Source organism: Ensifer sp. 1H6 (genome assembly GCF_001976035.1).
GTDB classification, from domain to species: Bacteria; Pseudomonadota; Alphaproteobacteria; order Rhizobiales; family Rhizobiaceae; genus Ensifer; species Ensifer canadensis.
On sequence record NZ_MOAI01000013.1, the window covers coordinates 170,264 to 194,983 of the forward strand.

Annotated in this window: 22 protein-coding genes and 1 pseudogene; 8 read left to right on the plus strand and 15 right to left on the minus strand. The window is 59.6% G+C overall.

The genetic code is table 11. The features are described 5' to 3' along the window. The first annotated feature begins 31 nt into the window (after nt 1–31). Nucleotides 32–1,366 (plus strand): MmgE/PrpD family protein, encoded by a 1,335-nt coding sequence (locus tag BKP54_RS17320; protein ID WP_245317853.1) that lies wholly within the window; start codon nt 32–34, stop codon nt 1,364–1,366. Nucleotides 1,367–1,399: 33 nt separating this feature from the next. On the opposite strand, the gene BKP54_RS17325 is transcribed toward BKP54_RS17320, so the two are convergent. Next, nucleotides 1,400–2,758 (minus strand): amidohydrolase family protein, encoded by a 1,359-nt coding sequence (locus BKP54_RS17325; protein ID WP_084814647.1) that lies wholly within the window; start codon nt 2,756–2,758, stop codon nt 1,400–1,402. 42 nt (nt 2,759–2,800) lie between these two features. Then, nucleotides 2,801–3,490 (minus strand): response regulator transcription factor, encoded by a 690-nt coding sequence (locus tag BKP54_RS17330; RefSeq protein ID WP_084814648.1) that lies wholly within the window; start codon nt 3,488–3,490, stop codon nt 2,801–2,803. Nucleotides 3,491–4,168: 678 nt separating this feature from the next. Between BKP54_RS17330 and BKP54_RS17335 the strand changes: the two genes are divergently transcribed. Together BKP54_RS17335 and BKP54_RS17340 are read left to right on the plus strand one after the other, a co-directional pair. Beyond that, entirely contained in the window at nt 4,169–5,113 is a 945-nt protein-coding gene (locus BKP54_RS17335) for a response regulator transcription factor (protein ID WP_084814649.1), read from the plus strand. Between the two features lie 220 nt (nt 5,114–5,333). Beyond that, nucleotides 5,334–6,041, plus strand: a complete 708-nt coding sequence (locus BKP54_RS17340) for an autoinducer binding domain-containing protein (protein ID WP_158071702.1) — start codon at nt 5,334–5,336, stop codon at nt 6,039–6,041. 41 nt (nt 6,042–6,082) lie between these two features. Here the strand turns inward: BKP54_RS17340 and trbI are convergent, their stop codons facing one another. Further along, complete coding sequence (gene trbI, locus BKP54_RS17345) at nt 6,083–7,399, minus strand: IncP-type conjugal transfer protein TrbI (protein WP_084814651.1); 1,317 nt, start codon at nt 7,397–7,399, stop codon at nt 6,083–6,085. Between the two features lie 79 nt (nt 7,400–7,478). Here trbI and BKP54_RS35860 point away from each other — a divergent pair, with 79 nt between their 5' ends. Continuing rightward, nucleotides 7,479–7,697, plus strand: a complete 219-nt coding sequence (locus BKP54_RS35860) for a hypothetical protein (protein ID WP_158071703.1) — start codon at nt 7,479–7,481, stop codon at nt 7,695–7,697. 149 nt (nt 7,698–7,846) lie between these two features. Here the strand turns inward: BKP54_RS35860 and trbG are convergent, their stop codons facing one another. From trbG to BKP54_RS17400, 9 genes are all read right to left on the minus strand, one after another. Then, nucleotides 7,847–8,668 carry a P-type conjugative transfer protein TrbG gene (gene trbG, locus BKP54_RS17355; protein WP_084814653.1) on the minus strand — a complete coding sequence of 274 codons (822 nt, stop codon included), beginning with the start codon at nt 8,666–8,668 and terminating at the stop codon, nt 7,847–7,849. 15 nt (nt 8,669–8,683) lie between these two features. Then, a complete protein-coding gene (gene trbF, locus BKP54_RS17360; protein WP_084814654.1) occupies nt 8,684–9,346 on the minus strand; it encodes a conjugal transfer protein TrbF in 663 nt (220 codons plus the stop codon). Nucleotides 9,347–9,369: 23 nt separating this feature from the next. Then, nucleotides 9,370–10,557: a P-type conjugative transfer protein TrbL gene (trbL, locus tag BKP54_RS17365; protein WP_084814655.1), complete on the minus strand. Its 1,188-nt coding sequence runs from the start codon at nt 10,555–10,557 to the stop codon at nt 9,370–9,372. A 196-nt stretch (nt 10,558–10,753) separates the two neighbouring features. Beyond that, nucleotides 10,754–11,497: a P-type conjugative transfer protein TrbJ gene (gene trbJ, locus BKP54_RS17375; RefSeq protein ID WP_245317857.1), complete on the minus strand. Its 744-nt coding sequence runs from the start codon at nt 11,495–11,497 to the stop codon at nt 10,754–10,756. 28 nt (nt 11,498–11,525) lie between these two features. Further along, nucleotides 11,526–13,982 carry a conjugal transfer protein TrbE gene (locus tag BKP54_RS17380; protein WP_084814658.1) on the minus strand — a complete coding sequence of 819 codons (2,457 nt, stop codon included), beginning with the start codon at nt 13,980–13,982 and terminating at the stop codon, nt 11,526–11,528. 9 nt (nt 13,983–13,991) lie between these two features. Then, nucleotides 13,992–14,291, minus strand: a complete 300-nt coding sequence (locus BKP54_RS17385; protein WP_084814659.1) for a conjugal transfer protein TrbD — start codon at nt 14,289–14,291, stop codon at nt 13,992–13,994. Beyond that, nucleotides 14,284–14,661 (minus strand): TrbC/VirB2 family protein, encoded by a 378-nt coding sequence (locus BKP54_RS17390; protein WP_084814660.1) that lies wholly within the window; start codon nt 14,659–14,661, stop codon nt 14,284–14,286. Before BKP54_RS17390 ends, BKP54_RS17385 begins: the two co-directional genes overlap by 8 nt. Next, a complete protein-coding gene (gene trbB / locus BKP54_RS17395) occupies nt 14,651–15,619 on the minus strand; it encodes a P-type conjugative transfer ATPase TrbB (RefSeq protein WP_084814661.1) in 969 nt (322 codons plus the stop codon). Before trbB ends, BKP54_RS17390 begins: the two co-directional genes overlap by 11 nt. Before the next feature lie 2 nt (nt 15,620–15,621). Next, entirely contained in the window at nt 15,622–16,242 is a 621-nt protein-coding gene (locus BKP54_RS17400; RefSeq protein WP_084814676.1) for an acyl-homoserine-lactone synthase, read from the minus strand. A 399-nt stretch (nt 16,243–16,641) separates the two neighbouring features. Here BKP54_RS17400 and repA point away from each other — a divergent pair, with 399 nt between their 5' ends. The 3 genes from repA to repC all read left to right on the plus strand — a co-directional run bounded on the left by repA (nt 16,642) and on the right by repC (nt 20,293). After that, a complete protein-coding gene (gene repA, locus BKP54_RS17405; RefSeq protein ID WP_084814662.1) occupies nt 16,642–17,865 on the plus strand; it encodes a plasmid partitioning protein RepA in 1,224 nt (407 codons plus the stop codon). Then, entirely contained in the window at nt 17,862–18,881 is a 1,020-nt protein-coding gene (repB, locus tag BKP54_RS17410; protein ID WP_084814663.1) for a plasmid partitioning protein RepB, read from the plus strand. The genes repA and repB overlap by 4 nt, the downstream gene beginning before the upstream one ends. Nucleotides 18,882–19,078: 197 nt before the next feature. Continuing rightward, nucleotides 19,079–20,293 carry a plasmid replication protein RepC gene (repC, locus tag BKP54_RS17415; RefSeq protein ID WP_084814664.1) on the plus strand — a complete coding sequence of 405 codons (1,215 nt, stop codon included), beginning with the start codon at nt 19,079–19,081 and terminating at the stop codon, nt 20,291–20,293. Nucleotides 20,294–20,502: 209 nt separating this feature from the next. On the opposite strand, the gene BKP54_RS17420 is transcribed toward repC, so the two are convergent. Together BKP54_RS17420 and BKP54_RS37315 are read right to left on the minus strand one after the other, a co-directional pair. After that, the gene (locus BKP54_RS17420) at nt 20,503–21,705 is read right to left on the minus strand and encodes a serine hydrolase domain-containing protein (RefSeq protein WP_084814665.1); all 1,203 of its coding nucleotides are present in this window, start codon (nt 21,703–21,705) and stop codon (nt 20,503–20,505) included. A 496-nt stretch (nt 21,706–22,201) separates the two neighbouring features. Then, nucleotides 22,202–22,309, minus strand: a pseudogene (locus BKP54_RS37315) (cold-shock protein); the annotation flags it as partial. A 733-nt stretch (nt 22,310–23,042) separates the two neighbouring features. Here BKP54_RS37315 and BKP54_RS17430 point away from each other — a divergent pair. Further along, nucleotides 23,043–23,507 carry an ATP-binding protein gene (locus BKP54_RS17430; RefSeq protein ID WP_245317854.1) on the plus strand — a complete coding sequence of 155 codons (465 nt, stop codon included), beginning with the start codon at nt 23,043–23,045 and terminating at the stop codon, nt 23,505–23,507. 271 nt (nt 23,508–23,778) lie between these two features. Here the strand turns inward: BKP54_RS17430 and BKP54_RS17435 are convergent. Beyond that, nucleotides 23,779–24,720: site-specific integrase (locus BKP54_RS17435; protein WP_084814677.1), on the minus strand; the 942-nt coding region annotated here is incomplete at its 5' end.

Consider the following 24,720-nt stretch of genomic DNA (forward strand, 5'->3'; position numbering starts at 1 on the left):
AAGCACCATCTCTCCCACTATGGAGCGATCAATGGCCTATCTGACGCGGGACTTGGCCGAGCACATCCATTGCTCGCTGAGAGACGGTTTACCGGCCGATGTGAACGAAGTGGCGATGAAATGCCTGCTGGACCTCATCGGCGCGGCGATTGCGGGCTACGATATGCCTGGCCCGAAAGCCGCCCGGTCGATCGCAGGTACGCTCTTTGGAACCGGCGCCGTGCCGGTATGGCTCTCTGGTACCACTGTCGCCCCTCTTGCCGCACTTCATTGCAACGCGGCTGCCGCCAGTGCCCTTGACCTTGACGACGGAAGCCGCGCCGCTCGTGGGCATCCCGGTGCCGCAGTCATTCCGACGGCGTTCGCTGCGTTGCCGCAAGCGGACCGTTCGGCGAGCGAGTTGATCGCTGCGGTCGCGCTCGGCTACGACGTCGGCATCAGGATCGCTTCGGCGCAAAATCCAGAAGGAATAAAAACACGGCAGACCGGTCGTTGGGCAGCCTTTGCGGCAGCTGCGACTGCCGGACGCCTGTTGAAATCACCGCCACATGTCATTGCGCAAGCGCTTTCCATTGCCGGCGTTCTGGCACCCAATCAACAGGCCAATGGCAGTTCGGGCTACTCCCTGCTCACCGGCAATGACGTCAAGGAGGGCATTGCCTGGAGTGCGGCAACGGGGCTCGCCGCCATTTCACTCGCCATCAATGGTCACACGGGTCCTGAGGATATCCTCGATCATCCCGGCTATTATGACGCTTCACGTATCCGGCTGGGGCTCGGGCAGAGGTTTGAAATCATCGATACCTATTTCAAGCCCTATGCCTGCTGCCGCTACATTCATCCGGCCTTGGACGCCTTTTTCGAAGTGATGGGCGAGCGGCGCATTGATGCCGCACATATCCGTCGCATCGAGGTGGAGACTTTCGCCTGGGCGCTGAAACTGGGCAATCAGCTTGAACCGGACAATCTCGTGGCGCTTCAATACAGCCTACCCTACTGTCTGGCCGTCGCAGCACTTGAGGGCAAAGACGCGCTTGCGCCTGTCGGCAACACTCTCATTGGGCGGCCGGACCTGTCGCGTCTTGCCGGACGCGTATCGTTGAAAGTCCACCCGGACATCGACGGACTTTTTCCGGCGCAGACCCTGGCCCGGGTCGTCGTCGAGACGCCGACGGCCACCTATGCCTCGAACATCAATGCGCCCTTCGGCGATCCCAAGCGGCCGATGAGGTGGAGCGATATCGAAGGGAAGTTCAATCGCGTAACCCGCGATCGCCTTTCGAGAGAGCGGCAAAAAGCTTTCATCGACGGCGTTCTCAATCTGGCAAGTGGCGATCTGGATGGATTGATGCTCGCCTTGCGCTGAGGTCCCGAATGAAAACCACCGCCGGCTTACCGATCATATGATCGCTCCATTGTAGACGGCGAATTTGCCGGCGATAAGCACGTGGCGAACCCGGCTCAGATTGTGGCTGTCGCAAATCGTGAGATCCGCCCGCTTGCCGCACGCGATAAGCCCTCGATCGCCGGCCAGTTCCGGGAAGACGCGGGCGACGTTTCCGGTTGCGAGCGCGACCGCCTTCGGTGCCGATAGCTGTTTCTTTCTGATCATGCGGTGGATTGCGGACAGTATGCTATCCCAGTCGCCGCCAGCGAAGTCGGTAGAGAGCGTATCAACGAGGCCACCCTCGACAAGGGCATCAAGGTTTTCCGGGTTGTTTCTCCATCGTGTCGAAATGCAGTCAAGCGTGGAGACATCGATCGTAGCCCCTCGCTCACGCAGTCTTGTGGCCGTGTCGATCGCCTCCTCAGGAGTGAACATCGGATGGTTCGAGTGTCCGGCGACGATACGCGCTTGGGGGTAGATTTCCGCAAGTCTGACGAGAAGGTCGGCTGTCGGCGCCGCGTTGTGGAAGATCGCCGGCAGGCGTAACCGCGCCGAATGCGCGGCGATCTCCTCCAGCCCCTTCAACGAAACCGCAACCGGCGGCATGACAGTCTGCGTCACCAACTCTCGAAGAGCCTTGAGGCTGATTTGGCCATCAATTGCCAGTTTTCTCATGAGCGTCGCGAGCCCAGCATCGTCAAGGGCGTCGTGGCCATTGAGGTGGCGGCCGAGGACCGCCTCCTTCAATGCACGGGTGTCGCCGGGCATCATGCGAAGACCTGTCGCAGCCTCGATTGCAGCCGGCAGGAAGCGATAGTCTTGAGCACCGCCGCCCAATGTCTGGCCGCCGCCGGCCTCGCCGAGCGCCTTTGCGCCGCGTTCGATCATGGCATCGATGGTCGCCTGCCTGTGCCGCTCGCTCAATCCCTTGCCGTCGACGATCATGGCGGCCGCCAGATTGCTCGCAGAATGGGCCGTTGTCACATGCACCTCCAGCGCATGCGGCTTGCCATCATCAGCCTCAATTTCATCGGGAAGGGCGAGACCACAGACGTTGAGCAGCGTCGTCGTTCCGCATAACAGATGTCGGTTCCTGAAATACTCGATATCGGTGGTTGCGATTGGTGCCGATCCGCTCGGCATCGATGGACCGGCAACGCAGCCGTGTGCATGGGCGTTGATAATGCCGGGGACAATAGTGCAGCCTTTCGCATCGATGATCTGCTCGCCGCCGGCCATGTCAGGGTCTTGCTCGCCGACCTGAACTATCTGGCCACGCCGGATCCGCACGAAGCCCCGCTCAGCGAAGCTATGTCCATCGCCGGTTATGAGGCTTGCGTTCGCAATGAGAAGTGCACTTTCCTGTTCCATCCTGTCCGCCTCGACCGAAAACGTTTGCGTTTGCCGAAACCATCAATTTTGCTCAAGCGCGTAGCCGATGCCGCGAACGGTGCGGATCAGGTTTAGCCCTGTTGCCATGAGCAGTGCCCGCCGCAATCGCGCTACATGAACGTTGACCGTGCGCGGATCGACGAAAACCCCTTTTGGCCAGGCGCTCGCAATCAGGTCCTGCCTGGTCACGACAGCGGTCGGGGTCCGCAGAAACCGGTGCAACATTTCGAATTCCGTCGCGGCGAGGCGGATCGGGATACCGGCATGAAGAACCCGGCGTGTCGTCAGATCCAGTTCCACGTTGCCATAGTTCAGTTTCGTGCCCCGCTCGGAGCTGCTCCCGGTCTCCTCTGGAGCAACGTAGCGGGTGATGGCTCTCACATATGTGTCTGGATCGACGGGTCTGATGAAAGCTTCGTCGATTCCGGCATTGAGGAAGTCGGCGTAACGGCCGGCGCCTGACGGCTTCAGCAACGCAACGATCTTGACGTGCCGCGTGGCTTCGTCGCGTTTAAGATCTTCGCACAGCTCGAGCGCCGCCTCGAGCTGGCCATCGAGCAGGACTGCGTCGGCCAAATCGTCCCGGACCATGCGAAGCGTTTCTTCCCGACTGGTTGCCAGGTGTGCGCTGAATCCGCTCGCCCGTAGGATATGGCGAACCGGCAGGCTGAATTCCGCATCGCGGGAACTGATCATAACGAGGCGTTTCATGGCGCCTCCAGCTAGACCGAATGAGGGTGGCCGGGGTTCCTTCTTTCATTGATGTGCATGGTTGCACACCGAGGTTTTGGCTGCAAACCATAGAATGTGAAGATTTGTATCTGCATCTCCTGGTGGAGCTGCTTGCGACTGCTTCCATAAGGCTCGGATATCAATGTCCTTGAAGGCGAATTGGAAGGCCCGAAGGCGCTGGAGCAGAGTGTCTTATCGCTGCCACCGACGAGGAACGACATGACAGCAGACGATCGGATCACAGTTCAGCAGACTCGGCTTGACGCCCGAAGGGAGGCCGCCGGCCCTACCGAAAGGGCTGGCGACCAGCCTTCCTCAGCGGAGCGGTCGCGTCTGTGCCTTGACTGTTTGGCGTGCAAGCGCCGCCTTCGTGGAGATTGCACCGGCCGCGAGTAGCGCGACGGCCTTGCTCCGGGCTCGTTGACGGCGAGATCCAGCGCTGCACATAGGTCGCCGGCATCTTTCCCAACGATGAAGCGATCAGCCGTCGGAGCGTGCCGCTCGCGTGTCAGTACCGATCCCTCGATACGATGGCGCCAATGGCCGACGCCCCGCAAATCAGTCCGCTCGCCGTGGCCCGCTGACATCATCGCCGGCCTGAGCCGAGAAGCGTGACAATCAGTCTATTGAGGAACCTGTTCGTGGGACTACTTTGCTATGAAAGCAGTCTCGCAAGCGACGTTTTCGTTGGATGGATCCCATCCCGCCCGGGTCCATGTCCTGGTGAAGCCCATACCGCTAACCCCTCATTTGTGCACCTTGTCTGCCGGAGCCCTCTTCGGCTATGCCCGCTGTGGTTGTGTATTTTCTGGTTTCGGGCGATCGTTTGCTCCCGAAGCCAAATTTCCCAAACGCAGGAGCGAGGTTGCGCATTTGCCATCAGGCGACAACGTCCCACCCCGATTGGCACGCATACTCCTCGCCTCGTGTATCGAAGGCGGGCGTCGACTCGGCGGGCCGGTCGGCTGGTATGGCATTGAGGTGACGACCGTTCGAAGCGTCGGCCCTGTCACGGAGATGCTGAAAAGCGGTGCGTTCGACTTGCTCGTCATCGACGCCGTCTTCGGAAGTGAGCCCTTGCTACAGCTCTGCCGTCAGGTTCGCGCCTTTAGCACCCTCCCAATCCTGGTCCTGAGCAAGGAGCATGACGATATCATTACACGCGCTCTGGAAGCCGGTGCCGATGACGGTGTCGCAGCTTGGGTGGGGCATAGGGAGATCACAGCGCGCATTCACAGCCTTCTGCGCCGCGCGTCCTATGGAAGCAGAACCAGGTTGCATCAAAGGGTACTCGTCTTCGATGGCTGGCGGCTTGATCCACTACGTCGCAGTCTAGTCGACCCGAATGGTGTCTTCGTTACGCTTTCAGCGGTGGAATTCGATATCCTGCTCGCATTGTGCAGACGGCCGGGAGAGGTGATATCTCGCAAGGACCTGTTGGTCGCGACCCACGCAGGGCAGGCCCGACCGGTGGAGCGTTGCGTCGATGTGCACATCAGCCGAATTCGCAAAAAGATCGAGGTTGATCCTCGCCATCCAATATTCCTGAAAACCGTGCGTCTCGGCGGATACTTGTTTGCAGCCATCGTCGAGTTTGCGTGATCCCACCTAATCGGCAAAGTGCGGGAGGCCGGGAAAATGGCTCCGATTTGTTAAGTTTTGTTGCGAAATGCGTCCAGAGGTTGAAGCGCTGTCAAGCTCCAGTTAAACCAGCGCCATGGTTGCGGTGCATGCCCGCGGCCCGAAATTCGGCTCACGGCGCATCTCGGCACGACGCAAGGTCGTTGCCGTTAGGCTGCCCCTACGAACGGAGTTTTGTTGCATGCGGGATCGACGATTATTCATCCGATTGAGCGAGGCAACTGCTGCAGCTCGCTGCCCTAAGTCGCTAAAGCAGTCGCTTGGCAGGTTTGCGAGAAACAACGGGTTCGATGGCTTCGCCTATCTCTCTCTGCACCCCATATTTGCGGTGACAGACTATCCGGCCGAATGGCAAAGACATTATTTCGAACGATCCTACATGCGTCTTGACCCGGTGGTCACCGGAGCCCGGCGTGTGAACGAGGCGTTTCCCTGGTCGGTTGATCAACAAAGGCGAGGAGCGTGTTCGGATCTGAGGCGCTTTTATACCGAGGCTGCCGATTTTGGCATCCAATCGGGCGTGACTATCCCCGTGCGAGCGGGCCCCAACCGATTTTCGATCGTCACTCTCTGCACGGCCTCAAGCAAAGCGTTGCTTTCGGACATTGAATTGAACGCGGTCGAGGGGGCTTGGGCCGGGGCTCTCGTGCACGCCAAATTCAGCGAGGTGCCGGACGAGATCGTCACGCGCGCCGAGATCGATCTGAGCTGGCAAGAGCGCCTCTGTCTACGTTGGTCGGCCGAGGGAAAGACCATGCTGGAAATCGCGATGCTGGAAGGCATTGCGAAGACCACCGTTCGCTTCTACATCGATAGGGCCAAGAAAAAACTGGGTGTCATGACGCTGCCGCAGGCGACAGCCAAGGCGACCGACCTGAAACTGATTTGAGGAGATCTCCCCGGGCCAATCCTTGATCCCCGAGATGACCGCTAGCGGTCAGTGACCTTTATTTCCGGTCGGTCCTGATATGGCCCGGGAAAGACGATGTCTTGATCGACAAGGACGTTGAATTGGTACCCTGGCCGGATCCTGAGTGTGGGTTGGACATCAAGATTCTTGCCGACGGTTCGCTCGGCGAGCCGGCCGAAGGTTTCAGCAAAGCTTCGACGCGCCGCATCCGATGCGCGATTACGATCGTCACGTCCTGAACTGTCGGGAAGCGACATATCCATTCCCGCTCCGATGATGGCAACCAGCGCCGCGGACGCGAACGTTCGCAAATAATGGCGATCGACCCGGTCAGCGTAGCCGCCATAGCCTTCAGCATCGGTTCCTGCCATTCCGCCGATTTGCAAGGTGGAACCGTTGGGAAAGATCACATCCGTCCAGATAACCAACAGCCGTGATTGTCCGAACGAAACGTCTGAACTGTAGCGGCCGAACAGTTTGGCCCCTTGCGGAATGAGAAGGCGGTGGCCTGTCGCACTATCGTAGACATTCCGGCTCACCTGCGCGCTGATACGGCCGGGAAGATCTGAATTGATCCCGCTGATGAGTGTCGCCGGGATCACGGATCCCCGCTTCAGCTCGAAGTTCGAAAGTGGCGGCACGACCTGGTTGGGGAGGTAGCCGAGATCCTTGATGTCCTGATTGAAGAAATCCTTCTTGAGATCCTGGAGATTGGCACCGCCTTCCCGCGCGGCAAGCCCGGCGCGCAAAGCCTCGGCGTAAAGTTCACCGGTTGCGCGCACCCGTGCGCTATTCGGTGTTTCCGATGATGGGGACAGCTGGTTGGTCGCGCCGACCTTTGTGACATCGACCAGAAGCGGGGAATCATATGCGGCGCCTTGCGCCTGCAGCCGCGCCATTTCCTGGCGGTGCCTCTCGCGCAATGACTGCTCCTTGCGTTCGCGCTCGAGACGGGCCAGCCATTCTGTTTCCGGCTCGATCCGCACAACGTCACGCGAGATCTCCTGCTCTGGTTCAGAATGGGCTTGCGTGGCGGGGGAGCTGGCAACGAGCGGCGTCGGTTTGAAGGTCTCGGCCTGCGCCGGCTCACTGATGATGCCGTCAGTCACCCCTTTCTTGAGTTGCTCGGCAAAATTCGATGCCGGCGTGCTCGATGCAGCCTCGGGACCTGACGCTCCCGCGAAATAAAGTCCCCTAGAAGACAATCCATAGATGATGACGGCGAGGAAAATGAGAACAAGGGTGATGACAGCGAAGATCGGCAGCCGATTGAGCCTTTGCATTGTGTGCGGATCTGCGTGCTGGGACGGGCGACCCAACTGAAGCGATTGAACCACGATGTCCTCCTTCAGTTGCGTGTGATGACTGACAATGGAGTGACCGGCATGGCTCCATCGAGGCTGGCGTTATAGCCACGTGTTCGACAGTGCCGACGGCGAGCCGTGCCAATATCTGTCCCTCGAATTCGTCGATGCCGTAGGTCACATCAAGGGCGCGCTTGCCGGCCGGCACTGCCGGTTCGGCGCTGATCACATAACCCGCCGAGCGAAGGGCGGACTGCCAGGCGACGCCATGGGGAGATTGATCTTCGTCCAGGCGAAGAGGTGCGGAGCCTGGAGCGACCTGTTCCGCTAGCCGGCTCACAATATCACCCGAGATCGCCGCCACTGCCGGTTCCGACAGCGAGCTGCTGCTTGGGCCATGCGTCGTCAGGGTTTCGGTGTCTGTCTGACAACTGGACAGCAGGAAGGTTGCAGCGACGGCAAGCGCCAAAGATGCCGGTTTCATGGTTTGCCTCCCCTGCGAATGCTGACCTTCTGGCGATGCCAGCCAACGCCGGATATCAGGACGGCGCGCTCGACAAGGTAATCGACAACCATCATGTTCTTCTTCATCCGGTAGTTGACGATCCGGTTCTTACCGCCCGAAACTACGAAGAGGACGGGCGCGTCCTCGCCCGTGATCGCCTGCGGAAACTGGATGTAGGTCTTCTGCCCGTCGGAATAGACGCGTGTCGGACGCCATGATGCACGACCGCTGACCGCATAGCCGAAGTTCAGTCGTTCTGCCGGGACGCCGGTGTCGCCAAGTGACATTTCGAGGCGTGCGTTGACGTCGGCGAGTTTCGTCGCAACGTCCTCGGGATATTCGAAGCCGACGCGGGCCATGTATTGGGTCGGATGCGACTTGAGCTGTATGTGATAAGTGCGCCGCGATGTCGTGACGACCATCGATGTGACGAGGTGCGGTTCGGACGGTTTGACGATCAGGTGGACCGCCTGCCCACCCACAGCGCCCGACGTCGCTGGCTCGATTTTCCAGCGGACCGTATCGCCAACCAGGACGTCGCGCACGATCTCACCTCCCTGAAGCTCGATGTCGCAAACCTGCAGGGGCGAGCAGATGACGGATGGTTGTGTCTGGCCGAACAGGTAGACCACTTTTCCGTCAGGGCCACGCGTGACCACGCCGCTTCCCCCGCGCCATTTGTGGGATAGTGCCGCTCCCTTCATCTCCTTGGCGTTCATGCTCTCGGCATGGACCGGTGGGCTGATGGCACCCAGCACAAGGGCCGCGACAAAGGCGCGGGTCAGCCTGTTACGCATCTTGTCATTCCCTTCCTAGAGCTGTGCCGTCCAGTCGAAATCTCTGACATAGAGGCCGATCGGATTGAGGCGGATGACGCTTTCGTCTTGGGGGGTGGTCAGCGTGACCGTGACAATTCCCCGAAAGCGGCGCTCGGCCGTTTCCTTGCCGCGTCTGTCCCTCTCGAACTCCGTCCAGTCGAGCTGGTATGTCTGGTTGGAGAGAGCCACGACATTGTTGACCTCGATGGAAACGGTTGCAGTCTTCGCCCGCTCGAACGGCGACGCACTTCTGAACGAGGCGTTGATCTTCTCGGTGGCGGGATCCGAGGTCCGTAGAAGCGCATACGTCCGATCGATGTACTGTTTCTGGACGACCGCGTCTGGTGAAACAGATCGGAAGCTCGAGATGAAATTGGCGAGCGTCGCACGCACCACCCGCGCGTCGGCATACTCGATCTGCTCGGGGAACCCCGCGCTGACTGCGGTTCCGAGCTTGTCGACTTCGACGATGTAGGGCACCAGCCTGACCTGCGAACTCAGATAGAGAGCATACGAAAATCCGATGACGGCCATGGTCATCGACACGATGCCGACAATCTTCCACGCAAGTGCCGAGCGGATATAGCAGCCGTAGCGCTCGTTCCACTCCTGCCGGGCCGCCAGATAGGGGTTCTCGGGCGCCTGTTGCAATGACATTGGCAATCTTCTCTCCATGGTCGTCAGCTGTCGTCGCTGAGAGTTGGTGGCGCCTTTCGGGTACTACGGCCTGCCGCTTGGTCGAGCTTGGCGTTGGCAAGTCCCATGAGCGTTCCGGCATGGGCTCCCGGCGATCCAATCGCCTTGTCCTTGGCTGACGACGCGGCCGAGCGGCCAGCACCGATGGCGCCTGATGCGACCCCACGTAGGGCTGCACCGACCGATGATGAGCCGGCGGCGCGAGCGGCTGTCGCTGCCGCAGCGCTTGCTGCTGCGCCCCCTGCAGCCAGAAAACCGACCCCCGCAACAAATGACGCAGCCTGGCTGCCATGGCGGATGGTCTCCATCCCACCGGTCACCGAAACGCCCTGGACAACGCCCTGAAGGATGTTGGGGACATACATCGCGATGATGAAGACGACGACGGAGATCCCGGCCACCGCGAGTGTCCTGATAAACTGGTCGGAGTCAGCTGGTGGCGTTTCTGCCAGGCCGAGCAGAACCTCGGATCCGATGCGGGCAATCATCACAAGTGCCATGAGTTTGATGCCGACGCCGAAGGCGTAGACAAGGTAGCGTACCGCGAAATCCTTGGTTTGTGAGGCGCCACCGAGGCCGAGCATGATCATGCCCGCGAGCAGGCCGACATACATCTCGACCATTACAGCCACGAAAATAGCGGCGACGAGCGAGAATGCCACGACGACGACGACCATCGCGAACACAGCGGCAATGGCAAGCGCATTGTCTTCAAACAACCCGAACTGCGCCAACTTCGACATTTCAGATGCGACGCGGATCCCGGCGTCGAACACAGCCGACGGCGATGCGGAACCTTGCCGCGCACCGAGCTGATAGAGGCTGTCGACGACAGCTTTTGCGAAGGATGGCCCCTGCTCGAGGATGAATGCAAAAAGACCCACAAACATGATTCGTCGCACCAGTTCCGAGAACCAGTTGTCGAGCGATGCAGCCTGAAGTGCCAACCAGACGGCTGCTATCCCGATCTCAATTCCGGCAAGGATCCAGAACAAGGATCGCGCCGCCTGCATGACCGTCTGCTCCCATCTGCGCGCGCTTGCGACGATCTCATTCTCAAGGGTCGTCAGCACGTCTCCCTGCTGTGCGAAAGCCAGATCAGCGTGGATGCCGACGATGAAGGCGACGACGGTCGCTATAGCGACCGCGCGGAGGGCCAAACGGACTACCATCTCGGACGCATCTCCTGTCCGCGTGGAATAGGCCGTTCGGCGCCCACACCAAGGAACCTTTCTCGAATGCGACGTTGTTCGTCGGTCGGACCGCCGTGAACCCAGAAACCGCACTCGCCCGACACCCAACAGGTCATGAAGGAGCCCATAGCGGCGCCGACGAAGAGGAAGCCGCACGCAAAAAGTACCTTGAGATTCACCAGCGGGGCTCCATCTTTTGCCCCTCCGGAATCGGTCGGACAGGAGCGTTGAAGAACCTTTCGCGTCGGGCTTGTGCGAGATCCTTGTCGGTCTGACTGGTCTGGTACCAGGTGCCCATCATCGTCATCTGTTGGGAGACGAGACCTCTAAGCTTCTGCATCTGCGCCACCTGCTGAGCAGCTATCTGATGGCCGACCTGCAGGGCTTTCATCTGCCCGTCTGACGTTTGCGACATGGTGCGCAACTCGGCCATCGTCGCTTCCTCTGTCGTGAACTGATCGCCAGTCAGGCTCGCCGCTTTCAACGTTCCGGCGATCGTTCCGCGGTTGGTCTGCGACCAGCCGGCGTAGGTCGACGAGAAGCTGGCGCCCGCCGGCAGGTTCGACTTGAGCTCGGCATAGCTTTTGAATCGCTGTCTGAGGATGTCGTCCGCATTGGCCATGGAGAATGCGATCCCCTCGCCTGTCGCCACAACTTTGCGGAGTTGCCCGAGATCGCGTTCGACCTGACCCCAGACATGGGCCGGGAGCTGCGCGGTGTTCTGCAGCATATTGTCGTAGATCCTGAGCTGGTTCTGGATCTGCTCGGCGAGCTGACCGATCTGCTTCAGCTGGTTGTTCACCTGGACGCCGGACTTTTCCAATATGTTCAGAAGCTCGGCATTGTTGGCGAGCTGTGTCCATTCCGTCGCAGCCCCGGTCGCGCCGCCGGCCGTCACCGTGGTCGGCAAAGCGGTCATCGTGATGAGCAAGGAAACAGGCAGCACCCTACGGTAGGGTGAGACGCGATGCGGCATCGTGAAGTCCTCTCGTCTGGAGCCAATGGATCGGCCACTGCGGCCCGAATTCGTCGTAAAGGGCGCGAATGCGCTTGAGGTCGTCTTTCCCGCTTGCGCCAACGAATGAGAGTGTGACGCTGCCGAGCGCCATATCGAACAGCCGTCGTCCCGCAGGCGACGCGACATAGTATTCGCGCTTCGGCAGAGCCATCGCGACGATCTCGATCTGGCGGTCGTTGAAGCCGATGCGCTCGTAGAACTCCCTGGTTCCTGGTTCCCGGGCAGCCCCGTTCGGCAGGCAAATTTTCGTCGGGCAGCTTTCCTTCAGCACATCGATAATGCCGGATCGCTCCGCGTCGGAAATCGACTGGGTTGCCAGGACGACGGCGCAGTTTGCCTTACGCAGGACCTTCAACCACTCTCGGATCTTCTCGCGGAAGACCGGATGACCGAGCATCAGCCAGGCCTCGTCGAGGATAATGAGGCTTGGTGCGCCCGTCAGCCGCTTCTCTATCCGGCGAAAAAGATAGGTGAGCACCGGCACGAGATGACGCTCACCCAGGGTCATCAGCTGTTCGATTTCGAACGTCTGGAAGGTGCCGAGCGATAGACCGTCTGTTTCCGCATCCAGCAACTGGCCCATGGGCCCGTCGACGGTGTAGGGATGCAATGCGTCCTTGATATCGCGATTTTGCACGCCGCTGACAAAATCAGAAAGCGAGCGACCCGGCGCCGCGGCCATCAGGGCGACCTGCCTGGAGATGGCATTGCGATGATCGGGAGCGATCGGCACGCCTTGCAACTGGACCAGCGTCTCGACCCACTCGCAAGCCCAGGCGCGATCGCCATCCGTGGCCAATTCCATGAGCGGGCAGAAGGCAAGTTGTTGTCGGCCGTCGGCGGTATCAGAGCCTACATCATAGTGGTCGCCACCCGTTGCGAGCGTCAGCGGCAACAGTGAGTTGCCCTTGTCGAACGCGAAGATCTGAGCGTTTTCGTATCTCAGGAACTGGGCCGCGAGCAAAGCAAGCAGCGTCGACTTTCCTGAGCCCGTTGGCCCGAAAACAAGTGTGTGCCCGACATCGTCGACATGCAGGTTCAAACGGAAAGGCGTAGAGCCGGAGGCGACCTGCATGAGAGGCGGCGCGCCCGGCGCATAAAATGGGCATGGGGCGTCCGGGCTCCCGGACCAGACGGTGTTCAAGGGCATCAGGTCGGCGAGATTGCGCGTATTGATCAGTGGCTCGCGTATGTTCGCGTACCAATTGCCCGGCAGGCTGCCGAGATAGGCGTCCGTCGCGTTCAATGTCTCGATCCGTGCACCGAAGCCTTCGGCCTGGATTAGGCGACGCACGGTTTCAGCATTGCTCTTCAGGCGATCATGATCCTCGTCGAAGAGGACGACGACTGGGGTATAATAACCGTAGGCGACCAACTGGGAGGACGCTTCCGCGATCGCCTCCTCGGTCTCGACGACCATGGCAAAGGCGTCCTGGTCGACAGAGCGGCTTTGGGTCTGAAACAGCTGGTCTAAAAACGGGCGCACCTTTTGCTGCCACTTCTTGCGCGTGCGCTCGAGCCGCGCGCGGGCCTCCTCCGCATCGAGGAAGATGAAGCGCGACGACCAGCGGTAGCTGAGCGGCAGGAGGTCGAGATTGTTCAGGATGCCGGGCCAGCTTTCGGCCGGGAACCCATCGATAGCGACGACCGCCAGGAAGCGATTTTCGATGGTCGGTGCGAGACCGTGCTGAAGTTCCGCGGTCGCAATCCAGTCGAGATACATCGGTATCTCGGGCAGCCGCACGGGGTGATTGTCGCCGGCGATGCAGAAGCGCACGAACTGCAGCAACTCGTCATAGCGCGCAATCCTGAAGCCTCCGGCTTCTTCGACTTCGCGCGTCACCATGCGGCGGATCGAGATGGTGCTGCTCAGATATTGCTCGACCTCGCCGACCGTGCGTCGGAATGTCTGGAGTACCGTATCGGCAAACGACCGTGTTCGACTTGCGTCGTCGGAGTAGACATATTTGCTGAAGCGGGTGCGACGCTCCTCGTGTGGCCGATAGGTCACGACCAGGGCATGACGGCTTTCAAAGTGGCCCCTCTCCCGTTCGAAATGGGCGCGGCGCTCCTCATCGATCGCGCGTGAGACAGGATCTGGAAAGTGGCACGAACCGGCCGAGGCGTAATCTTTGGTCGGCATTCGGATCGCTTCCACCTGGATCATCCAGCCCGAGCCAAGCCGTGACAGAACGCCACTGATCTGCCGGGCTATCTCATTGCGTTCGTGATCAGTCGAGCTCTCGCTGTCCGGTCCGGCATAGTACCAACCCGCCATCAGCGAGCCGTCCTTCAAAAGCACGATCCCGTTGTCAACGAGCCCGGCATAGGGCACGAGATCAGCAAAGGAGGGACCGGTGCGCCTGAAAGTGCGAAGAGCAACCATCCGGATCCCTCAATACCTGCGCCATGGCGACGAGGTCGCGAGATAGCAAGCGCGATAGGAGACGTGGCGAATGTAAATCCTGCGCATCAGCGGATCGATCTTCGCCATGCGGCGAAGCACGCCGACGATCGACGTCCAGACGATCACGCCGACGATTGCTGAATAAACCGTCAGCACGACGAAGATCAGGATCGTGGCTACAAGGCCGGTCGCCAGCACGAGCTCACGGTCAGCCCCCATCAGAAGGTTCGGACGCGACAGTGCGCGGTGAATGCGGTTTTGGCGCAGGTTGGATGCGGGCTCAGCCATTTGCCGTCCCCCGTTCGTCCTGTGCCTGGGCCGGCGGCATCAGTACTTGAGACGTGCCGATCGAGGCGCCGGTGGCGCCGAACAGCCCGACGATCTGCGTCGACCCGAGCAAAATGCCGGCCACGAGCACGACATAAACCAGGCGCCGAGCAAAATCGTTGAGTTCGCCGCCGAATATCAGCATGCCACCGGCGATCGCGACTGCGGCCAGCGCAATGAAGCCTGCGACGGGACCCGTGATCGATTCCTGGACCCGCTCGAGCGGTGCCTCCCATGGCAGACCACCGCCGGAGCCTGCGAATGCGGGTGACGCCATGGCAACGAGAACGATTGCCGTGGGGATTACGAGGTTATGAAGTTCAAGCCGCATGCAGTCCGCCCTCCCGGTTCCTTCTGGTTGCCTGATAATGGCCGTCGCTGTAGCCCCCGATCTCGAGGAGATCGCGCACGCGCCGTCCGTTTGAGGTTCGTTCGATCGAGATGATCAGATCGACGGCGTCGCCGATGACGGTCTGCATCGGCTGCTGACTGACTTCCGAGGTCAGTTGTTCGAGGCGCTGCAATGCCGAGCGGGCCGTATTCGAATGGATGGTCGTCACACCGCCGGGATGGCCTGTGTTCCAAGCCTTAAGCAGGGTAAGCGCTGCCCCATCGCGAACCTCTCCAACGACAATGCGATCGGGTCTCAGCCGCATGGTGCTGCGCAAGAGGCAAGCCATGTCAACCCTATCGCTGGTGCGAAGGGCAACTGCGTTTTGCGCGCAACATTGCAGTTCAAGCGTATCCTCCAGAAGCACGAGCCGGTCGTTTGGGGCCGTCTCCACGATTTCGGCAATGACCGCGTTGGCAAGTGTGGTCTTGCCGGATCCCGTTCCGCCGCAAATCACGATGTTCAACCGGGATCTGATCGCGCTGCGGATGAATGCGGCTTGCTGAGGCGTCATCACCTGCGCATCGACATAGTCTTTGAGCGGAATGACGCGTGACGCCTTGCGTCTGATGGCAAAGATCGGTGCCGCAACGATCGGCGGTATCAGGCCCTCGAAACGGTGACCGCCGATCGGCAACTCTCCAGAGACGATTGGCCGTTCGCGCGAGACCTCGGAGCCCAGAATATGGGCGACGCTCCCAATGATGATCTCAGCGGTGGCGGCGTCCATCTCACCCGCGTCGGCAATTGGCCGGCCCAGACGCTCGACGAAAACGCGTCCATCGGGGTTCAGCATGACCTCAACGATCGCGGGATCGTCGAGTGTGGCACAAAGCTTAGCGCCAAGAGCGTCCTTGAGCTTACGGATGAGGCGAGGGTGCGAGTGTTGTTCGATCATGCTTAGGCCACCGGCCAGCGAAGGCGTGAGAAATTTACGCAACGGGCCGGCGGTTGCAGCCGGTCGGAGATCTCCTGATTGACCTGCAGCGTTCCGGCAATGCTGAGCGTCGTTCCGATCAAACGAGGCTCGCCGAGCCGGGATAGCGGCCAGCCGGCGCGTCTGAGGATGCGCTCGAACGCCACGTCCGTGGCCGTCACAACTTCGGTAAAGCCATGAACGAGGCAGCATCCGACGATGCCGGCGAGCATGAGGCGGGTGACTTCATGCAGAGACCCCCCTCCCCCAGATCTCGATGTATCGACGCAAAAGCGTGAACTCTCTATCTGATGGGCGTGAGTGGCGAGCCCTTGGGGTGGTAACAGCTCGGCAAAGGTGTCCCTCAGCATCGTTGGGCCAGACGTTGGCAGAAGACGGGCGCAGCCAACAACGTCCGCGCGCGGTGTCACCGCCAGGATGTAGAGGGGAGCGAGCCTGTCGTATCGATCGATCTCGCGACCATTTTCGATGCGGACGTTCCAGCCAAGCCGTTCGGCGAAGACCCTGCCCCGCAATCGGTACATTTCTTCCAGCAGTAAAGCTTCTGCTGGACTTGCTGGTTGTTGAATCTGAATGATTTTCATCGGCTTCATCCTCTCCGACGCAACTGCGAGGAGGTTTGCAGGAACAGAAACATTGAGCGAGTCTCAAAAGTGAGGGGCCGGCGCACCGGCTATTCTGCCCATTCAGCCTGCAATATATGTTCGCGTGAATCTCTCGTTGGGCGTCTTGGCACGCCGTCCAGCGGTAGATCGTGAAGCCGCTTCACCATCAAAAGTGATAGTAATTCTCTCCTGCTCTCAATTCTGGAAGTTGAGAAAAGCTGGAAGAATCCAAGTGTTAGCGCCAGCCGCAGCTCGTTTTGGTTCTTGGACGTTAACCTTGCATTAACCCTATTGTCCTGGACGCCCTTGATAGAATCGTGTTCTAGCTTTTAGCGGGCAATGGCCGGTAAACCGGCAGTCGGCCGACAAGAGGGATACATGGCGATAGCATTACGATCAGAGACGGCTGTTCCGTCCAAGGAAGATGCGGGCAGCAAGATCACGCGCCATGCGGGCCTTCTATCGAGCCAATTGCAGCAACTCAGAACTCGCATGTATCCCCCGAAGTCCGAAAAGATGCTGCGTCAGTTTCTGACCAATGAAGTTTCCAAGCTCACGTCCATCCCGGATTCGACTTTGAAGCTGATGTCGAGTGAGGGGCGCGGCCCTGTTCCGGGCAGGCTGGAAAACAATCATCGGGTCTATACACTCGAGCAGATCAACGAATTGCGAGAGCTGTTTGCCAAGCAAAAGCCCGCAGAGGCGCTTCGCTTTCTTCCCCGACGTCGTCCCGGTGAGCATTTGCAGGTTCTGGCGATCGCCAACTTCAAGGGCGGCAGCGCCAAGACGACGACCTGCGTCCACCTTGCACATTACCTTGCGCTCAACGGCTACCGCGTCCTGGCGCTGGATCTCGATCCTCAGGCATCGCTGTCCGCTCTGTTCGGTGCCCAGCCAGAGTTCGACGTTGGAGCCAACGAGACCATTTACGCGGCGCTTCGCTACGACGAGTCAGAAAGGCGCCCAATACGCGACATTATTCGCAAGACCTACTTCGATGGCGTTGATCTGATCCCCGGCAACCTGGAGGTCATGGAGTACGAGCACGAAACCCCGCGCATCCTCGCCCACAAAACGAGCTCCGGCGCGATCTTCTTCGAACGGCTCAAGCTCGCACTTGCGGAAGTCGAAGCCGACTACGATGTCGTCCTTCTGGATACGCCTCCGTCACTTGGATTTTTGACTCTCAGCGCCATCTATGCCGCGACGAGCATGATCATCACCGTTCATCCCGCCATGCTCGACGTGGCTTCGATGAACCAGTTCCTGCTGATGATGGGGGACCTGATCAGCGTGCTGAACGAGAGCGGCGCGCAACTGGATCAGGATTTCATCCGGTATCTGGTGACGCGGCATGACCCCAACGATGGGCCTCAGTCGCAGGTCGTCGCCATGCTCCGTCATCTGTTTGGATCAGACGTTATATTGCCGACGGCGATCGAAAGCACGGCTGTCGAGGCTGCAGGTCTTGCCAAACGGTCGATCTACGAACTGGAAATGGGGCAGATTGGCCGTGACACACACAAACGTGCACGCGAAGCCGTGGATGCGGTCAATGAGGCGATCATACGGCTCATCAACTCAAGCTGGGGGCGTGAATGAGCAAGTCACCCCGTAAATCGATTGTTGCGAACTTCGGATTGCTTTCGGCCGAGCTGGAAAACGATCAGCCCGCTGGATCGGAGACGCCCTCCCCTGCTCCCATCGCCCGGGTCGGCGCAGGCGTGATTGGCGCTGCGCACCGAGCCATCGACGACATCCGTGCCGAGCGGGATCGTTTGCGAGCGATTGTCGAGGCTGGGGGCGGTTCGATCCTCGAGCTCGATCCGGACACGATCGACCCCTCTCCTTATCCGGATCGTCTGCCAGACGACAATGTCGGAGACTTCGAGGCCTTTAAGCGCTCCATGGAGACCGAGGGACAGAAAGTTCCAATTCAGGTCCGGCGTCATCCTTCTTCAGTTGACCGATACCAGATTGTTTACGGCCATCGGCGCTGGCGAGCAGCCCGAGAACTTAGTCGGCCAGTGCGCGCGCTGGAGGTCGAAATGTCCGACCTCGACCTGGTGGTGGCGCAGGGCATCGAGAACGGAAACCGTCAGGATCTTACCTGGATTGAGCGTTCACTGTTTGCCTACCGAATGGACGATGCCGGGATTAGGCCGCGCGACATATACGCCGCCCTTTCAATCGAAGATGCCGAGCTGGCTCGGATGAGAAGTGTCTATCGCGCCGTTCCAGCCGACATCATCGAAGCGATCGGCCGCGCACCGAAGGTTGGTAGACCGCGCTGGCTGGATCTGGCGAAGGCGATTGCCGACGAGCCAGGTGCCGTTGATGCCGTCCGCGTCGCGTTGGCGAAAGCGAGCGGCATTGCCGAAGGTTCGGACCAGCGGTTTCAGCGTGCGTTGAATGCCGTCAAGCCGGCCGTTGTTTCCCGGCAGGAGCAGACACCGATTGTGGACGCTTCGGGAACCAGGCTCGGTGCTTGCAAGAGTACGCCGAAGGAAATGCGGATCTCTGCTGAGGGCAAGCTAGGCGTTCAATTCATAAAATTCATGGAAGAGCAGTTGCCGTTCTTGGCCGAGCGGTTCTCTCGCCAACGCGACAGTGAATGATCCTGACAACTGTCAGGATTTCGAGAAGACATTGGAAGGACGCTGAGCAAAAGAAAAAGGCCCCCCAAACGTTTCCGTCGTGGAAGCCTTCCTCATATCTAGCAATCTGAGAATCGCATTTCCACGAATCCCAGTCAAGAGTCTTTGGCATCGTTTTTGGTGAGCGGGTTTCTTTTGCCTTTTTGAGGTGAAGAGAAATGCAGAGTGGAAATGTGACGACGCCCTTTGGGCGGCGGCCGATGACGCTTGCCTTGGTCAAAAGGCAGTTCACCACGGCTGAAATCAAACCAGGCAAGACGGCGGACAAGTGGAAGGTGTTTCGCGACGCGTGCGAGGCGAGAGCGTCCCTTGGAATTCAGGATCGGGCCCTTGCCGTCCTTGATGCCTTGCTGACGTTCTATCCTGAGGCTGAACTCTCTCGGGAACGGGCGATGATTGTCTTCCCCTCCAATGCACAGTTGTCAGTGCGAGCGCATGGCATTGCCGGCACAACGTTGCGCCGGCATCTGGCGGCACTTGTTGAAGCGGGCCTGATCGTGCGCAAGGACAGCGCCAACGGCAAGCGATATGCCCGCAAAGATCGCTCAGGCGAAATTGAGGACGCTTACGGCTTCGACTTGTCGCCCCTGCTTGCGCGCGCTGACGAGCTGGCACAGTTGGCGCAGCAGGTTGCGGCCGATCGCGCGGAGTTCCGTCGGGTCAAGGAAACGCTCTCGATTTGCCGGCGCGATGTTCGAAAGCTGATCTCCGCAGCGATGGAAGAGAGAGCTTCTGGCGATTGGGGAGCGATTGAACTGATGTATGTCGCTCTAGTTGGCCGGATCCCGCGCACACCCACCATCGGCGATCTGAAGGTAATCCTCGATGAAATGCAGATGCTGCAGTCGGAAGTTCTCAATCTGCTGGAAATGCAGATGATTTCGGAAAAAACGAGCACCAATGCTGTCGGTTTTGAACGTCACATACAGAATTCACATACCGAATCCATCCATGAACTTGAACCATGCTCTGAAAAGGAGCTAAGGGCGAAAACTGAGGTAAAGCCAGAGCCGAAGCGCGAGCCGTTAAAAGCGTTTCCGTTGGGAATGGTGTTGCAGGCCTGCCCGGAGATCGCGATGTACGGGTCAGACGGAGCGATTTCGAGCTGGCGCGAACTGATGGCGGCCGCGGTGGTGGTTCGATCGATGCTTGGCGTCAGTCCGAGCGCCTATCAGGATGCCTGCGACGTGATGGGGCCGGAAAATGCGGCCGCGACGATGGCTTGCATCCTGGAGCGAGCAGCGCACATCAACTCGGCCGGCGGCTATCTCAGGAATTTGACGACAAAGGCGCAGCGAGGGGAGTTTTCGCTCGGGCCCATGCTAATGGCACTAATGCGAGCAAACGGCGCCCCAGGCCTCAAGGCTTCGTAGCGCTGGGGGAGCCATCCGCAATGCCAGGTCAGGGTCAGATCGCGTCGTGCTACCCCAGCAACTTAACGAACGCAAAGGGTGGAAGTTTGTCTTCAAGTCAGCTGCCGAAACGAGCAAGGAGAGCCACTGCAGTCGTCGCCTGCGAAACCTTCCGCGGATGACCGAGTGATTGGAGATGGGATCGCGGTTACCTCCGTAGTCCCAGTTTCTCAGGCGGCGGTCTTGATGCCTTGCACGACATTCGTTGCTGTCTCGAAATCCAGGTAGGCCGTGAAGGAGGCAGGGTCGCCGAAGGGCAGAATCTGGGTCGCCCAGAACCCGCCGATGCCGTTCTTTCGATCGATCCAGTAGAACAGGTTTGCCAATCCGGCCCAGCCGATCGCGCCCGCAGGACGGCCGGTCGGCGCGACTTCGTCGTTGACCATGAAGGTATAGGACCAAGATTTCTTCAGCCCGGGGAAGAGCTCGGCATCGTGCGAAAGACTGGAGATCACTCCGGGCAGCATCACCACTTTCTGATGTGGCTGCAGGCCATTGGTTGCCGCCTGCTCCACCGTCTCGGGTCTGAGCACCTGGCCGTTTGGCCCCGCACCATCGTTCAGCCACATGCGGATGAATTTCATGTACTCCCCTACTGATCCGTAAAGGCCATGGCCTGCCATGTCGACCTGGGGGTTGTCCGGCAGTGCAAAATCGGTCATCGGGTTCAGTGCGCCGTCCTCTCCGCGTGCGTGCATCGTGGCTGTGCGCGCCTTCATCCCGTCCGTACGCGTAAACGCGATATCGGACATGCCCAGCGGGCCGAACACGCGCTCTTTCAGCACCTCGCCCAGCCGTTTCCCTCGGATGCTCTCGACAACCTGTCCGGCCCAGTCGATATTGGTGCCGTACTCCCATTTCTCGCCCGGATCGAATAGGAGCGGCGTCTTAAGGGCCGCACGCGTGCCGGAAACGACGCTGGGCTGGCCGTGGTCCTTGGCCAGCCTGTTGTAGTGCTCATTGAAGATGTCATACCCGAAGCCCGCCGTATGCAGCATCAGCATGCGGGTGGTGATCTCAGTTCGGGGTGCGCGCAGTTTCGGATTTCCAGCGGGGTCGAATCCATCAAGCACCTGTAACTCACTGATTTCTGGGGCGTATTCCTTTGCTGGAGCATCCAAGTCCAGCAGCCCCTCCTCGACGCATTGCATCACCGCGGTTCCGCCGATCGCCTTGGTGGCCGAGAAGATGGCAAAGATATCGCTGGTGGTCATCGGCGTGTCGTCGGCCAAGGATCTCACACCCGCAGCACCCTCGTATTTGTTGCTTTCGGCGTCTGTGACCATCGCGACAACCCCAGGAACCCGGTCCTTCTGCGGACCCGAGGTCACGCGTCCCAGTATCCTGTCCAGTTCGCTCTTCAGATCGGCCATTTGTTCCTCCCTGTGCGTCACGTTCGTGACGACCCGTGTCACTTATCCGTCCATGCACACGCGCGAGCCAGGTAGCCTCTGCGGACCACCCGATGCTGCGGCTGAGTTCGACAACCCGCTTGGGACCATTCAGGTCGTCTCCGCGCGGCGCGGCGGATACGGCTGAACAGGCCAAACGCCGCGGATATAGGCGCTGTACAACGACGTTCGAACCGGTTCCCATTACCTGCTAGAAAACTTCACGTGGCCCCATCGGTGAGACGCCAGACGGTACGATTGGCGGCGATTAAGGTGCTAGCAAGTGTCGGAACGCGGATATGGAGTTCGCAGAATACGTAGAACAGACGCCCATGCCGGGCAGTATAACAATCATATGGAAAACTTGCAGCCGGGACGCGAGTTAACTCCATAGATTGTCAGCCGACATCTGCCCGATTTGCGGTCCTGGATCGCATCGAAATTGTGGTTCTGACCGTCGTGGCGATGATGTTTGGTTGCGCTCAACGGCTGAGGCTTCGACACAGACGTCTGTGCCGCCGTTGTCTGGTTGGACGAACTCGTAGGTCTTCGTCGAGTTGAACCACTTCACAGCAACTGGTGCCATGACACTACAAAATCCAACGGCAATTGGTGGTGGACGTTGGGGGAGCGCCCGAACACTAAACCCTGACAGCTGTCAGGGTTTAGGGCGCCAAGTGGTGCCGGCACTTACGGCGGTTTGTGCTTGCGCTTGCACCGCGTTTTTCCTCGGTGAGCGGGGTAACGCGTCTGCCCTGGCTCAGCTTGGTCGAGCTTGGCCTCGTGCGGATTCTCTATGTGGTTCTGAGGAACGGAAATCCTGACAGCTGTCAGGGTTTGCAAGTGCCAGGAGCAAAATCTTGCGCGCGCCTTTCGTGAAGTGGCGCCATGACGAATGTCGGTTCCTCGCTCTGCACCTTTGTGGGCGTCTGCAACGAGGTACAATCAGTCGGGGAATCACCTTCCTAATCGGCGCGGTCGGGCTTCATGTTCCAAACGTCTGTCGTGGAAGGGATCCGGGAAGCCGCTGAAGTAGCTCTCTCAGAAGATCGCGATGTATTGGCCGAACGGTGCGATTTCGAGCTGGCGCGAGCTGATGACGGCCGCGGTGACAAGCCGGGAAGCGTCAAATCTGAATTCGGGCCAGCCTTGCTGTGTCCAGTTCCATTTCATGAGCTATAGAATTCCTTTCTATAACTCATTTTTGCCCAAAATAATGAGCGATAGCAACCGCGGCTATAGCTCATCCGGCCAAGGGCAGCCTATCGGAGCCCCAAAGCCGATTCCATCTCTCTGCTTTGGGTGGCAGGGAGAGGGTGTTGAAGGGACGGTCCGGTCGACATATTGTCTTGCAGCAAGACGCGCTCAAATCAGCGCAGGCAAAAGGATACTCATTGGCGACGCTGCATCTGATGGTTGGATTACCGGGCTCCGGTAAAACAACGCGCGCGAAGGAACTCGAAAGGGCCTTACCGGCAGTTCGGCTGACGCCGGATGAGTGGCATCTTCGCCTCTTCGGTCAAGATCTGAACGATCCCGAGCACGACACGAGGCACAGCGCAATAGAAGCACTGCTCTGGGAGATAGCCGGGCGCAAAGGTGTTGATGTTATATTGGACTTCGGCTTCTGGTCTCGGACTGAGCGCGACGAGTTTCGCAGCCGTGCTGTGCAATTGAGAGCCAACACTATCATTCATTATGCGCCGACGCCGATCGAAGAGATCTTAACCCGGTTGGCGGCCCGGAATGCGTCGCTTCCGGCCACCGCATTTCCGCATCTCTGAGGAGATGATCTTGAAATGGGCGCAGATGTTCGAGCCCCCTGCAGATGATGAACTCGCTGCATCGAAAATTTGAAGGCTGGTTGCCGTCCTTCTGCGACCTTGCCTGCGAGGTGGAACCATTCTCCGCCAACGCAATCGTTCACCCTTGCTCTCTCTTTCGTATATCTGCGCCCCTTTAATGATGGGGTCACTAAGCCTGAAATTGACTATGCAAGATCGCTGAACCACCGCAACGATGCATCGACGTCGGCGACTTCAGACAGCGGTCTTATCAGGTGATCAGCCGGGCGGCGCGCCCCTGTTTGCGTTCCACGTCATTGTAATAGCGAGCGGCCTGCGTCACCGACTTGTGCAGCGACTGCTGCATGGCTTCAGGGAGCGGGATGCCCCGATTGGCAGCCTCGGTCAGATAGCCTGACCGCAACCCATGCGCCGAAAATAGCGTCGGGTCGAGCCCGGCATGTTTGCAGCGGCCCTTCAGGATCAGGTTGACCGACTGCGGCGTCAGCGCCCGCTGGTCGATATTCCCCCATTGGTCAATGCGTCGGAACACCGGCCCCTCTTCGATATTGGCTTCCTCCAGCCAACGTTTCAGCGCAACCACTGGCCGGCCGATCAGCAGCACATGTTCGTCGCCATCACTCGTCGTCGTCTTCGTGCGGCCGAGCCGGATCGACAGGCAGGAGAGGTGAGGGGATTTCTCGTCGTTTGGATCTGTCCGAACCGGGTCCTCATCGTTGAGATCCTCAACGCGCATCGCTGCCACTTCTGATCGGCGCCGTCCGCCGGAGGCGAACGCGGCCAGAAGCAGTGCACGATCGCGTAGGTCGACCAGACGCTCGCCGGCGCACGCGAGCAGAAGCTTCGCCAGGATATCGCCCGTGACCGCCTTTTTGCTCTTGCGTTGCCGCGGCCGTGCACTGGCGCGAACGGCCAGTCGCAGGGCGGATTTCAGCGAAGGGCGGTCAAAGGAACCGATGAGGCCGCGCCAACGGGTGAGGATCGACCAGCTTGTTAGCCGGCGTCGAACGGTTTGCGGGGCGTGCGGTCCTGTGGCGCGCAAGAGGCGTTTGGAGCGCAATCCGCTTTCCACCTCTGCCGGCATGCCATGGCTTTTATCTTCGGCACGCTTAGCCGGGTCCCAGAGGTGATGGGCGATGAATTTCAACAGCAGGCTTTCGGGCGCCGGCCAGGGGAGAGGAGCGCCGGTGGC